The organism is Nocardia sp. NPDC057353 (assembly GCF_042667085.1).
Classification (GTDB): domain Bacteria; phylum Actinomycetota; class Actinomycetes; order Mycobacteriales; family Mycobacteriaceae; genus Nocardia.
In genome coordinates, this window is sequence record NZ_JBHVAK010000105.1 from 1 (window position 1) to 13034 (window position 13034).

The window sequence follows — 13034 nt, forward strand, 5'->3', positions numbered from 1 at the left end:
GTACGGGGCCGCCGCGAAGTCCGATCGAGGATCAGGCGACGACGCGCACGTCCTGCGCCTGCGGGCCCTTCTGGCCCTGCCCGATCTCGAACTCCACCCGCTGCCCCTCGTCGAGGGAGCGGAAGCCGCTGCCGCTCACAGCCGAGTAGTGCACGAAGACGTCGGGGCCCCCGCCGTCCTGTGCGATGAAGCCGAAGCCCTTCTCGCTGTTGAACCACTTCACAATGCCTTGAGCCATTTCATACTTTCCTGTAGACGAGCCAGGAAACTTCTGGTGCAACTCCTGGTCTCGTACTCCACCTTGCCAGGTGTCCCGGGATTCCTCCACCTGGAAAGGAGGGTGGAAGTGTGAGGTAGATGACGTGGCATCGAGTGATATCGGTGCTGCTGCCGGGGCATCCGCGGCGGCGGAAGCGGCGCGCGATGCCGGGAATATGGCAGCCCCGGTCATTCCTGAGAATTTCCGGCAACGGCGCGCGGCGCCCCGGCGGCCACGAGGCCGGTTTCCCACAGCCCGGGCTGATTCACGCGCGCGGGCACCGCGCGGGGAGCGGCGAATTCCTCGAGGCCGACGATGTGCCCGCCCTCCGCCACGTCGAACCAGGAGCGGTCCACCGCCCGGTCCAACTCCGACCCGCGCGGCCTCCCGCCGAACACCGCGGCGGCCAGGATGTGCGCGCCGAGCCGCGGCGGAATGGCATTGCCCACCTGCTGATACCGGTCCGCTCCGCGCCACGGGTAGTCGAGCGGGAAGGTCTGCAGCCGCCCGGCCTCCCCGGGGCTGAACCGGGGCTGGTCCTCGCCGTCCCGCAGCACGCGGTTCCGGCCGACCTTGCTCGTCACCGTGGCCGAGGGCTCGCTCGACGCGCGCCGCCCGCGCAGCTTCGGGTTGCCGCCGGTCCCGTAGTTCGAGACCACCGAGAACGGCGCGTGCCGCTCGGGGAGGGCGCGCGCCATCGTCTCCCACGGCAGGTGGGCGGCGCTGCCCTGGTCGCGCGGCGTCCGCTTGCTGTACGGGCGGTGGGTCGCCGCCGGGAGGAGCGCCGCGCCGTCGAGGCGGGCCACCAGGATCGCGCGGCGGCGGGTCTGCGGCACGCCGAACTGTTCGGTGCGGAGCACGTCGACGTCGGTCAGGTACCCGTGTTGCTCCAGTGCCGCCCCGATCGCTCGCCAGACCGGCAGCACGGTCGGGACCTGCTCCAGCACGATGGTGCGGAACGGCCGCCCCGCCGCGCCCGCCGCCAGCGCCCACCGCAGCGGCTGCAGGATCAACCCCGTTCGCGGGTCGTCCAGGGCATCGACCTCGGCGCCGATATCGATGCCTGCGCACATGCGCTCGACGAAGTGCAGCACCTGATCGAGCGCCCGCCGCCCCGCGCCCGAGCCCGCGACCGAGAAGGTCTGGCAGGGTGGGCCGCCGGTCAGGATCTCGGCCTCGGGGAATCGGTGCAGCAGCGCGAGGTCGCGCACATCGGCGTGCCTGGTCCCGAGCTTCGCCGCCACCCGGGTCAGGCAGGCGTCCCGATCCCACTCGATCCCCACCGCCGGGATCCCCAGCCAGCGCGCCGCGACATCCAGTCCCCCCGGCCCCGCGAACAGGTCGATCATCCGGACCTGCTCGGGCGGGACGGCATCGTAGGAGAGGTCACTGCTCGACGACATTCGCCCGAGCGTAGTCAGTACGCCAACTCGGACCAGGGGATGTCGATGGGGAACGGGAACTCGATCCGGATGCCGTCCTCGTCGGACGCGGTCCATTCACCCGCTACGAGGTAGTTCGCGGGGCGGAGCGGACGCACTCCGGCCGGAAGAACACCGTGGCCGGTCTCCAGGGCGTAGGCGCGCACGGTGGCGATGGCACTCTCGGTGCGCGCGAGCGTTATCTCCCAGTACCACGGGATGCCCGCACCGGCATAGCGGGCCTTCTTGGACTCCATGTCGGATTGCGTCTTCGACGGCGACAGCACCTCGCCGACCAGGAGAGTGTCGGCGGCGCGGACATCCTGGAAGGATCCGAGGCCGCGGTAGACGAGGAAATCGGGAGTAAGAAAGTCGTTCTTACCCGTCGTGCCCAAGAAGACATTGGTCTCGAAATCGACCTCCCAGCACGATTCCGGCTGATCGGACATGCTCTTGCGGGCGCAGCGCTCGAGGGCGTGGCGCGCGCGAGCGGTGAATCGCTGATGCTCCTTGGGGCCGCGGCGCACCCAGACCACGCGCCCCTCCCAGAGCTCGATCCGGTCGGCGATCTCGTCGGGCAGCTGTTCGAGTTCCTCCCAGGTCATGAATTCGGGGAGGTCCGTAAGCTCGGTATTCGGCACGGCCATGTGACCAATCGTAAGTCGAAGCGCCGAGCTACCAACCTTTCTCGGCTGCCGTCACCTCGCCGGAGGCGATGGCGTCCACCAGCCGCTGGTGGTCGACGATGGTCTGGTCGGCGTAGGACAGCGCGAAACGGCCCATGGCGCGGTCGAAGACGTCCGAGCTGCCGAGGTAGGCAGCGATCGCGACGCGGTCACCGGAGCGGGCGTGGGCGCGGGCGAGGGTGCGGCCGCAAAGCTCGGCGTAGGCGCGGAGGACGCCGGAGCTCATGGTGTCGACGTCGGCCGAGCCCTTCATGTCCCGCAGCTGCCGCCAGTAGAAGAAACGCCCCTCCGGCCCGGTGCACCAGCCGAGGAAGATGTCCGCCGTGGACTGGATGACCCGCTGGCCGTGCACCACCCGCCGACCCTGGTGCCGGTGCGCGCTCGGCGCCAGGTGCGCCGCGAGCACCGACTGCTCGGCCTCCTTCACCTGCAGGAAGAGCGGGTCGCCGGTGTCGCGGTCGGCGAGCAGGACGATGAAGCAGCGGGTGCCGACGCTGCCGACCCCGACCACCTTGCGCGCCGCGTCGACCACCCGGTAGCGGTCGAGCAGCACCTGGCGCTCCTCGGGGAGCGAATCGCGGTAGGCGGTGAAGACGGCGGTGACGGCGTCGGCGTCGATCTGCTCGATCGGGACGAGCAGCGGCGGGCGGTGCCGGATGCGCGGGCCGTCCGGCCCCGGCTCGGTGAGTTTGCCGACGGCCTGCAGCGTGGTGCGGGCGCGGGCGGCGTCGAGGGTGCGTTCGACGCGGCGGCGGCGGGCCGGTTTGCGGATGAGCGCGGCGGCCGCCTCGGCGTCGGTGCGCTGGTACCACACCGAGAGCCCGTCCATGGCGGCGTATTCGCGCATGGCGGTGCGGTAGGCGGTGGCGGCCGACTCGGCGCAGCGGACGGCGCAGGCGTCGTCGAGGCCGTTGGCGCGGGCGGCAACGGCGAGCCCCGCGGTCAAGCGCTTGACGTCCCATTCGAACGGTCCGGGCAGGGTCTCGTCGAAGTCGTTGAGGTCGAAGACGAGGGAGCGCTCCGGCGAGGCGAAGAGGCCGAAGTTGACCGGGTGGGCGTCGCCGCAGAGCTGCACGGTGAGGCCGGTGTGCTCGCTCGCCGCCAGGTCCGCGGCCATGACGGCGGGGGCGCCGCGGAGGAACGGGAACATCCCGCTCACCATGCGGGCGTACCGGATGGGGACCAGTTCGGGGACGCGGGTGGCGGCCTGCTGCTGCAGGATGGCGACGGGATCCGCGCGGTCGGCGGGCGGCGACCACTCCCCCAGCGCCGAGCGCGGGACGGGCGGCGCAGTCGCTTCGGGGCCGGTGCCGGGTGACCGTTCGGGTTGGCGGAGCCGGTGGAGACAGCCGACGTTGTCATCGGGTCAGTGTCCGCCGCGCCGAACCGGGCCGCAAGAGTCTGGCGAACACAGGGCTACCACTGGCGGCGGTACCCCGAGCCAGTGAACCCGCAGTACCCGGGTTACCTCATCCGAAGGGATGAAAACCTCCCGGAAGCGGGCAGCAACTCTGGCTATTCCCGCGTGAGGGGAGCAGGGTTGGAGGGGCAACCCTCCCCGCCGGAGCGAAAGGAACCCCCGTGTTCGCGACAACCACCCCCCGCAAGGCGCTGGTGCGCCTGGCCGCCGCGGCCGCGCTCGCCGCCGCGCCGGTGATCGCGCTCGCCGCGCCCGCCGCCGCAACCCCGACGCACGCCCCTGGCCCGGTCGCCACCGAGATCCGCTACGACCCGTTCAACCCGTTCCAGCGACAGTGCAACTGGTGGGACCGGAACGCCCCCTGGTGGGAGCGGTGCGACGCCCCCTGGAACAACACTCCGTGGAACAACAACCCGTGGAACAACAACCCCTGGAACAACCCCTGGCAGCAGCCGTTCACCCGCAACGTCGCGCCGGGCACCTTCGGCAGCAGCTGACCGGCCGGGCCGGGGGCGGGGCTCCGGCGCGGACGAAACAGGGCCCGGTCGCCGCAGCGACCGGGCCCTGTCCGTGCAGAGAACTCAGGCGGTCTCGGTGATCGGCCGGTCGACCCAGCTCATCAGCCCGCGCAGCTTGGCGCCGGTGACCTCGATCGGGTGCTCGGCGTTCTGCTTGCGCAGCCCCTCGAGCTCCTTGTTGCCGCCCTCGACATTGGCGACGAGACGCTTGACGAAGGTGCCGTCCTGGATGTCCTTGAGGATGTCCTGCATCCGCTTCTTGGTGTCGGCGTCGATCACCCGCGGGCCGGAGAGGTAGCCACCGAACTCGGCGGTGTCGGAGACCGAGTAGTTCATCCGCGCGATGCCGCCCTCGTACATGAGGTCGACGATCAGCTTCAGCTCGTGCAGCACCTCGAAGTAGGCCATCTCCGGCGCGTAGCCGGCCTCGACCATGACCTCGAAACCGGTCTTGACCAGTTCCTCGGTGCCGCCGCAGAGCACGGCCTGCTCACCGAAGAGATCGGTCTCGGTCTCCTCCTTGAACGTGGTCTTGATGACGCCCGCCCGCGCACCGCCGATGGCGGCGGCGTAGGAGAGCGCCAGCGCCTGGCCCTCGCCCTTCGGGTCCTGGTCGACCGCGATGAGCGCGGGCACGCCCTTGCCGTCGACGAACTGGCGGCGCACCAGGTGGCCGGGGCCCTTGGGGGCGACCATGGCGACGGTGATGAAGGCCGGGGCCTTGATCAGCCCGAAGTGGATGTTCAGGCCGTGGCCGAAGAACAGCGCGTCGCCGTCCTTCAGGTTCGGCTCGATGTCGTTGGTGAAGATCGAGGCCTGCGCGGTGTCGGGGGCGAGCACCATGATGACGTCGGCCCACTCCGACACCTCGGCGGGGGTGCCGACGGTGAGCCCGGCCTCCTCGGCCTTCGGCCGCGACTTCGAGCCCTCGGCCAGCCCGACCCGGACGTCGACGCCGGAGTCGCGCAGGCTCAGCGAGTGCGCGTGGCCCTGGCTGCCGTACCCGATGACCGCGACCTTCCGGCCCTGGATGATCGAGAGGTCCGCGTCGTCGTCGTAGAACAGTTCGACTGCCACTGTGGTTTCGTCCCTTCTGAAACGGTGAGTCCCCGCGCGGCGGGGAACGATTGTGAACTAGCGGGTCGCGGTGATGGACTTCGGACCGCGCCCGAGCGCGACCACACCGGACTGCACGATCTCGCGGATGCCGTACGGCTCGAGCATCCGCAGCAGCGCGTCGAGCTTCGACCTGGTACCGGTCGCCTCGACGGTCAGCGCGTCCGGCGAGACGTCGATGACCTTGGCGCGGAACAGCGTGACCGCCTCGATCACCTGGGTCCGCACACTGGCGTCGGCGCGCACCTTCACCAGGATCAGTTCGCGGGCCACCGAGGCGTCGGGGTCCTGCTCCACGATCTTGATGACGTTCACCAGCTTGTTGAGCTGCTTGGTGACCTGCTCGAGCGGCAGGTCCTCGACGGTGACGACGATCGTCATCCGGGAGATCTCCGGCACCTCGGTGGCGCCGACGGCGAGCGACTCGATATTGAAGCCGCGGCGGGAGAACAGGCTCGCGACCCTGGCGAGCACGCCCGGCTTGTCCTCGACCAGAACGCTCAGCGTATGCGTGGTGCTCACTGTTCCTGTCCGTTCTGCGCGTGCTTCATCGCCTCGTGGATCACGGCGGGCTCGGCGGCCTGCTCGTCCTCGTCGAAGAGCGGGCGGATCCCGCGCGCGGCCTGGATCTCGTCGTTGCTGGTGCCCGCGGGCACCATCGGCCAGACCTGGGCGTCCTTGCCGACGATGAAGTCGATCACCACCGGCCGGTCGTTGATCGACTGCGCCTCGCGGATCGCGGCCTCGACGTCCTCTTCCCGCTCCACCCGGATGCCGTGGCAGCCGAGCGCCTCGGCCAACTTGACGAAGTCCGGGATGCGCAGGGTGTGCGTGCCGAGGTCGGTGTTGGAGTAGCGCTCCTGGTAGAAGAGCGTCTGCCACTGCCTGACCATGCCGAGGTTGCCGTTGTTGATCAGCGCGACCTTGATCGGCACGCCCTCCACCGCGCAGGTGGCGAGCTCCTGGTTGGTCATCTGGAAGCAGCCGTCGCCGTCGACCGCCCAGACCTCCTTCTCCGGCGCGCCCATCTTGGCGCCCATGGCCGCCGGGACGGCGTAGCCCATGGTGCCGAGGCCGCCGGAGTTCAGCCAGGTGCGCGGCTTCTCGTACTTGATGAACTGGGCGGCCCACATCTGGTGCTGGCCGACGCCCGCGCAGTAGATGGCGTCCGGCCCCGCCAGCTTGCCCAGCGTGTCGATGACGAACTCCGGGGAGAGCGCGCCGTCGCTCGGCGGGGTCCAGCCCAGCGGGTAGGAATCGCGGATGCCGCCCAGGTAGGTCCACCACTCGGTCAGGTCGAGCAGCGGGGAGCCGGAGGCGGTCGGGTCGGCCTTGAGCGTCTCGATCAGCTCGGCGATCACCTCGCGGCAGTCGCCGACGATCGGCACGTCGGCGTGCCGGTTCTTGCCGATCTCGGCCGGGTCGATGTCGGCGTGGATGACCCTGGCGTTCGGCGCGAAGGTGTCCAGCTGGCCGGTGACCCGGTCGTCGAAGCGGGCGCCGAGCGTGATGAGCAGGTCGGACTTCTGCAGCGCGGCCACGGCGCCGACGGTGCCGTGCATGCCGGGCATGCCCATGTTCAGGGTGTGCGAGTCCGGGAAGGCGCCGCGCGCCATCAGCGTGGTGACCACCGGGATGCCGGTCAGCTCGGCCAGCTCCAGCAGCTTGTCCGAGGCCTCGGCCTTGATCACGCCGCCGCCCACGTAGAGCGTCGGGCGCTTGGCCTCCAGGATCATCCTGGCCGCCTCGCGCACCTGCTTGCCGTGCGGCTTGGTGACCGGGCGGTACCCGGGCAGCCGCAGCTCCGGTGGCCAGGTGAAGGTGGTCTGCGCCTGCAGCACGTCCTTCGGGATGTCGACCAGCACCGCGCCCGGACGACCCGACGAGGCCAGGTAGAACGCCTCGGCGAGGATCCGCGGGATGTCGGCGCCGTCGGTGATCAGGAAGTTGTGCTTGGTCACCGGCATGGTGATGCCGGAGATGTCGGCCTCCTGGAAGGCATCGGTGCCGATCAGGCCGCGGCCGACCTGGCCGGTGATGGCGACGATCGGCACCGAGTCCATCTGGGCGTCGGCGATCGGGGTCACCAGGTTGGTGGCGCCGGGGCCGGAGGTCGCCATGCAGACGCCGACCTTGCCGGTGGCCTGGGCGTAGCCGGTGGCGGCGTGCCCCGCGCCCTGCTCGTGCCTGACCAGCACGTGCCGCACCCTGGTCGAGTCGAAGAGCGGGTCGTAGAGGGGAAGGATGGCGCCGCCGGGAATGCCGAAAGCCGTGTCGACCTCGAGCTCCTCGAGCGACCGCACGACGGACTGCGCGCCGGTCACCCGCTCGGGCGGGAGCTGGCGACGCGTGGCCGCGGTTGCAGTCGCGACGGGTGTCTGCGAAGTGGCCGAAGGCGCAGGCTTGCGGGCCGAGGGCCCGGGCCTGGCGGTAGGTGCGCTCACCGTCTTTCCTCACTGCTTGTGGTCTTGAACCCCGAACACAAAAAAGCCCCCGACCAGCATGGCTGTTCGAGGGTGGCGCGTCGCAACGCGAGCTTTCGTATCGACTATGGAGTCGTGCTCAACGCTGGACGCGCCGGCCGAGTACGAGAAGCTCGATTGGATTCACGCGCTCGACGTTAAGCGCGCGTGAACCGCCGAGTCAAACAGCCGACCCTCGCCGTCCCATTATGTGGGAGCACAGTGGTTGCTCGAGTCCGCTCGGTCGAATGCGAGGATGGGGGGGTGTCATCACCGCATCAGTCCGTGCCACCACCTGAATCGTCCCACATCGCCGCCGGGCGATCGGATACGGGTGGCCGCGGGAGACGGATCGCGGCGGTCGCGGTGCCGGTGCTCTACCTGGTGTTCCTCGCGGCGGCGTTCGCGCTGGACTGGCCGCAGTGGCTGCGCTGGGGGGTGATCCCTCTGGTCGGGGTGCTGACCTGGCTGCTCTGGCCGCGTTCGCACCGCGCCGCGGAGCCCGGCGTCCGGGTGATCCGGGTCCCGCAGCTGGCCTACATCGGTGTGCTGGTCCTCACCTTCTGCGTCTTCTTCCCCTTCGTCGGCTGGCCCTCCCTGCTCTGGCCGCTGCTGCTGCTGCCGATCGTGGTGCTGCTGTGGGTGGAGCGCACCAGGACCACGGTGACGCCGGAGGGGCTGGAGCTGCGCACGGTCTTCGGCTCGCGGTCGGTGGAGTGGGCGCGGGTCGCCGGGGTGCGGCTGCCGAAGCGCGGGGCCGTGCGGGCGCGGCTCACCGACGGGTCCGAGGTCAGGCTGCCGGCGGTGGGGTACGACCGGCTGCGCGAGCTGATCGCGGCCTCCGACGGGCGGATTCCGGACGTCTTCGCCCAGGCGGAGGAGGCGATCCGGGAGCAGTCGGCGGCCGAGCGCGCCGCCGCGGCGCAGGACGAGGCGGAGCCGCGGCCGACGGGCGAGTGACCCGCGAGCGGTGACCGGCGCCGGTGCGCGAGTACCGTTGAGGCGCCGCGGGTGCTGCCGTCGTGTTTCTCTCCGACCGGCCTGCCGCGGTCGCTCCAGCCCGCGACCAGACGAGGACGCCCATGCCACCGCTTCGTTCCCGCACCACCACCATCGGCCGCAATGCCGCGGGCGCCCGCGCGCTCTGGCGCGCGACCGGGATGACCGACTCCGACTTCGGCAAGCCGATCGTCGCCATCGCGAACTCGTACACCCAGTTCGTGCCGGGCCACGTGCACCTCAAGAACGTCGGCGAGATCGTCGCCGACGCGGTCAGGGCGGCCGGTGGCGTCCCGCGCGAATTCCACACCATCGCCGTCGACGACGGCATCGCCATGGGCCACGGCGGCATGCTCTACTCGCTGCCCAGCCGCGAGATCATCGCGGACTCGGTGGAGTACATGGTGAACGCGCACACCGCCGACGCGCTGGTCTGCATCTCGAACTGCGACAAGATCACGCCGGGCATGCTGAACGCCGCCATGCGGCTGAACATCCCGACCGTCTTCGTCTCCGGCGGGCCGATGGAGGCCGGTAAGGCGGTGGTGGTCGGCGGGGTCGCGCAGGCGCCGACCGACCTGATCACCGCCATCTCGGCGAGCGCCAACGCCGCCGTCTCCGACGAGGGGCTGGGCGAGGTCGAGCGCAGCGCCTGCCCGACCTGCGGCTCCTGCTCCGGCATGTTCACCGCCAACTCGATGAACTGCCTCACCGAGGCGCTCGGGCTGGCGCTGCCCGGCAACGGCTCCACGCTCGCCACGCACGCCGCCCGCCGGGCGCTCTTCGAGCGCGCGGGCACCGTGGTGGTCGACATCGCGAACCGCTGGTACCGGGAGGACGACGCCGCGGTGCTGCCGCGCAACGTCGCCAATGCCGACGCCTTCCGCAACGCCATGGCGCTGGACGTCGCCATGGGCGGCTCCACCAACACCGTGCTGCACACCCTCGCCGCGGCACAGGAGGGCGAGATCGACTTCGACCTCGGCACCATCGACGAGATCAGCCGCCGGGTGCCCTGCCTCTCCAAGGTCTCGCCGAACTCCGACTACCACATGGAGGACGTGCACCGGGCCGGTGGCATCCCGGCCATCCTGGGCGAGCTGCGCCGGGCCGGGCTGCTGCACGAGGAGGTCTCCACCGTGCACACCGCGAGCTTCGACGAGTGGCTCGACACCTGGGACATCCGCTCCGGCAAGGCGTCGGCGGAGGCGCTGGAGCTCTTCCACGCCGCGCCAGGCGGGGTGCGCACCACCGAGCCGTTCTCCACCGAGAACCGCTGGTCGTCGCTGGACACCGATGCCGAGGGCGGCTGCATCCGTGACCTCGAGCACGCCTACACCGTCGAGGGCGGGCTGGTGGTGCTGCGCGGCAATATCGCGCCGGACGGCGCCATCCTCAAGACGGCGGGGATCGACGAGGACCTGTTCTCCTTCCAGGGCCCGGCCGTGGTGGTCGAGTCGCAGGAGGAGGCGGTGTCGAAGATCCTCGGCAAGCAGATCCAGCCGGGTGACGTGCTCGTGGTGCGCTACGAGGGGCCCTCCGGCGGGCCGGGCATGCAGGAGATGCTGCACCCCACCGCCTTCCTCAAGGGCGCCGGGCTCGGCAAGAAGTGCGCGCTGATCACCGACGGGCGGTTCTCCGGCGGGACCTCCGGGCTCTCCATCGGGCACATCTCGCCGGAGGCGGCCAGCGGCGGCGTCATCGGGCTGGTGCAGAACGGGGACCAGATCCGGATCGACGTCGCCACCCGCACGCTCGAGGTGCTGGTCGACGAGGCGGCGCTGGCCGAGCGGCGGGCCAAGATGGAGGCCGCGGAGCGGCCGTGGCAGCCGGTGGACCGGGTGCGCCCGGTGACCACGGCGCTGCGCGCGTACGCGGCGCTGGCGACCTCGGCGGACAAGGGCGCGGTCCGGCGCGTGCCGTGAGAACGGAACCGGCACCCCCTCGGTGCGGGGGTGCCGATCCGGCGCCGAGTCAGGCGAGCGGGTTGCCGCCGTGCAGGTACCACCAGGTCACGGCCGCCGCGGCGACGGCGAGGAGCAGGACGAGGAGCGAGCCCCAGCCGGGGCGGGTGGCCCAGCCGCGGTTGCGGTCCACCGACCAGCGCCCGGGGCCGGTGAGCAGGACCGCGACGGTCGCGCCCGCGAGAATCGCCTCCAGTTCGACGGCGCCGGGGCCCGCCTTGTACTGGAAGCCGGGGTACATGCCCTGCTTGAAGGCGAGCGCGTCGAGGATGACGGCGAGCACGGCGCCCGCGGCGAGCGGCGTCGCCAGGCCGAGCACGAGCAGGATCCCGCCGCCCACCTCCGCGGCGATGAGCAGCGGCGCCGCCACCCCGGCCTGATCCCACCCGCCCTGGGTGAGGAACTCCTTCGTGCCGTCGAAGCCGGGGCCGTGGAACCAGCCGAACGCCTTCTGCACGCCGTGGTAGACGAAGGTCGCGCCGACCACCAGCCGGAGCACGAACAGCCCGAGGTCGAGGGTGCCGCGCCGGTCGTACCCGTTACGGTTGCGGCGCAGGCGGTCCGGGTCGGTCGGGGCATTGGCGGCGGGCGGGATGCTGGCGTAGGAGTAGGTCGCGGCGTCGTCGCCTGCCTGCTGTGGCGCCGTGGTGGGCAGGATCTCGGTGCGCGCCTCGGCATTGGGCAGCTCGTCCGGGTCGAGCCCGAGCTCGTCGTCGGTGCGCGGGACCTCCTTGCCCAGGTTCGGGCGGGCGAACTCCTGCGTCACGTGTTGATCCATGGGGCTGCCGACATTGCCGACGGCGCCGGTCTGCGGAATGGGACCTGTCGGCGACCGACCTGCGTCACCGGAATCCGGTGCGCCCTTCGACTTCTCCGTCACAACCGTCCACCCTAGGCCGGATCGGGCGGCGCGCGCGACGGATCCCCGCGGTGTGTCCGGTTCGGGGCCGGAGCGGCGTAGCGGGAAGTTCTTCCGTAACGTCTGAACCATGAATGTGGTTGCGGTCGGCCGGGTGGCGCTCGGCCTGGTGCTCGCTTCGACCGTGCTCGCAGGCTGCGCCCGCTTCGACGACTCCGCGTCCAGCCCGTTCACCCCGGAGCCGACCTTCGGCGGCGCCGAGATCGGGCCGAGCGAGACGCAGCCGCCGAGTTCGACGCAGCGGCCGACCGGGCCGTGCATCGACCCGGACCCGGCGGTCGTCGCGACCTGCCTCGACCCCACCGCCGGGCTGGTCGCCATCGGCGAGGGCGCGCTGGTGGCGGAGCGGCGCACCGGGCGCATCCTGAAGGTGGTCCCGGAGCAGCCCGCGGTGGAGGTCGCCAGGATCGAGGTGGACGGCTCCGGCGACGGCGGGCTGAACGACCTCGTGCTCTCCCCCACCTACCCGGAGGACGGGCTGATCTACGCCTACATCACCACCCCCGCGGACAACCGGGTGGTGCGGATCGCCGCGGGCGGGCCGCCCAAGGAGATCCTGACCGGGATTCCGCGCGGCGCCACCGGGAACCACGGTGCGCTGGAGTTCGTCACGCCGGAGCGGCTGCTCGTGCTCACCGGCGACGCGGGGAATCCCGGTGCCGCGCAGGCGCCGGGGTCGCTGGCGGGCAAGGTGCTGAGCATCACCAACCCGCGCTCCGGCGGCGGGGTGCGGCCGGAGACGCTGCTCTCCGGGATCGGCACCGCGGGCGACGTGTGCCGGGACGCGGTCGACGGGGTGTGGATCACCGACCGCACCGCCACCGAGGACCGGTTGCAGCGGCTGGGGCCGGACAACACCGCGATCACCGCGTGGACCTGGCCGGATCGGCCCGGGGTCGCGGGCTGCGCGACCACCGCCGACGGGGTCGCGGTGGCGCTCACCGACGCCAGGGCGCTGGCGCTGGTGACGGCGGAACCCGGGTCGCGGGCGGTGACGACGGCGCCGACCGTCTTCGTCCAGGACAAGTACGGGCGGCTCAGCGGGGCCACGCCGGGGCCGGACGGCGCCGTCTGGGTCGGGACCGTTAACAAGGACGGCGGGCAGCCAGGGCCGAACGACGATCGGGTCGTGCGGATCCCGCCGCCCGCCGGCGGTGGAGGTGGCCCGGACTAGGTGTGATGTCCAGGGAGGTTGGTCAGTCGGGTGACCGGTGGTCGGCCTCCGATCGCGGAGTGGGCTCGGTGGTGATTGTAGAAGTGGAGCCAGCCC

12 protein-coding genes are annotated in these 13034 nt (G+C 71.3%); 4 read left to right on the top strand and 8 right to left on the bottom strand.

From position 1 onward, the window contains the following. Window positions 1–31: 31 nt before the first annotated feature. The 4 genes from ACFUUZ_RS30610 to ACFUUZ_RS30625 all read right to left on the bottom strand — a co-directional run bounded on the left by ACFUUZ_RS30610 (window position 32) and on the right by ACFUUZ_RS30625 (window position 3633). A complete protein-coding gene (locus ACFUUZ_RS30610) occupies window positions 32–238 on the bottom strand; it encodes a cold-shock protein (protein ID WP_011210759.1) in 207 nt (68 codons plus the stop codon). A 209-nt stretch (window positions 239–447) separates the two neighbouring features. Further along, window positions 448–1662 carry a DNA cytosine methyltransferase gene (locus tag ACFUUZ_RS30615; RefSeq protein ID WP_378702337.1) on the bottom strand — a complete coding sequence of 405 codons (1215 nt, stop codon included), beginning with the start codon at window positions 1660–1662 and terminating at the stop codon, window positions 448–450. 14 nt (window positions 1663–1676) lie between these two features. Beyond that, window positions 1677–2327 (bottom strand): Uma2 family endonuclease, encoded by a 651-nt coding sequence (locus ACFUUZ_RS30620; protein WP_378702339.1) that lies wholly within the window; start codon window positions 2325–2327, stop codon window positions 1677–1679. Window positions 2328–2355: 28 nt separating this feature from the next. Further along, a complete protein-coding gene (locus ACFUUZ_RS30625) occupies window positions 2356–3633 on the bottom strand; it encodes a DUF2252 domain-containing protein (protein ID WP_378702352.1) in 1278 nt (425 codons plus the stop codon). A gap of 314 nt (window positions 3634–3947) precedes the next feature. Between ACFUUZ_RS30625 and ACFUUZ_RS30630 the strand changes: the two genes are divergently transcribed. Beyond that, complete coding sequence (locus ACFUUZ_RS30630; RefSeq protein WP_378702341.1) at window positions 3948–4283, top strand: hypothetical protein; 336 nt, start codon at window positions 3948–3950, stop codon at window positions 4281–4283. Window positions 4284–4367: 84 nt separating this feature from the next. Here the strand turns inward: ACFUUZ_RS30630 and ilvC are convergent, their stop codons facing one another. From ilvC to ACFUUZ_RS30645, 3 genes are read right to left on the bottom strand one after another with little or no spacing between them, the layout of a single operon-like run. Further along, window positions 4368–5381 carry a ketol-acid reductoisomerase gene (gene ilvC, locus ACFUUZ_RS30635; protein WP_357027285.1) on the bottom strand — a complete coding sequence of 338 codons (1014 nt, stop codon included), beginning with the start codon at window positions 5379–5381 and terminating at the stop codon, window positions 4368–4370. A gap of 57 nt (window positions 5382–5438) precedes the next feature. Then, the gene (ilvN, locus tag ACFUUZ_RS30640) at window positions 5439–5942 is read right to left on the bottom strand and encodes an acetolactate synthase small subunit (protein WP_233019828.1); all 504 of its coding nucleotides are present in this window, start codon (window positions 5940–5942) and stop codon (window positions 5439–5441) included. After that, complete coding sequence (locus ACFUUZ_RS30645; RefSeq protein ID WP_378702343.1) at window positions 5939–7864, bottom strand: acetolactate synthase large subunit; 1926 nt, start codon at window positions 7862–7864, stop codon at window positions 5939–5941. The genes ilvN and ACFUUZ_RS30645 overlap by 4 nt, the downstream gene beginning before the upstream one ends. A gap of 384 nt (window positions 7865–8248) precedes the next feature. Here ACFUUZ_RS30645 and ACFUUZ_RS30650 point away from each other — a divergent pair, with 384 nt between their 5' ends. Together ACFUUZ_RS30650 and ilvD are read left to right on the top strand one after the other, a co-directional pair. Next, window positions 8249–8842, top strand: coding sequence for a PH domain-containing protein (locus ACFUUZ_RS30650; protein ID WP_378702345.1), 594 nt, complete (start codon window positions 8249–8251; stop codon window positions 8840–8842). Window positions 8843–8964: 122 nt separating this feature from the next. Then, the gene (gene ilvD / locus ACFUUZ_RS30655) at window positions 8965–10806 is read left to right on the top strand and encodes a dihydroxy-acid dehydratase (RefSeq protein WP_378702346.1); all 1842 of its coding nucleotides are present in this window, start codon (window positions 8965–8967) and stop codon (window positions 10804–10806) included. A 49-nt stretch (window positions 10807–10855) separates the two neighbouring features. Here the strand turns inward: ilvD and ACFUUZ_RS30660 are convergent, their stop codons facing one another. Further along, window positions 10856–11611, bottom strand: coding sequence for a DoxX family protein (locus ACFUUZ_RS30660; protein ID WP_378702348.1), 756 nt, complete (start codon window positions 11609–11611; stop codon window positions 10856–10858). A gap of 223 nt (window positions 11612–11834) precedes the next feature. Between ACFUUZ_RS30660 and ACFUUZ_RS30665 the strand changes: the two genes are divergently transcribed. Beyond that, a complete protein-coding gene (locus ACFUUZ_RS30665; RefSeq protein ID WP_378702350.1) occupies window positions 11835–12938 on the top strand; it encodes a PQQ-dependent sugar dehydrogenase in 1104 nt (367 codons plus the stop codon). Window positions 12939–13034 lie beyond the last annotated feature (96 nt).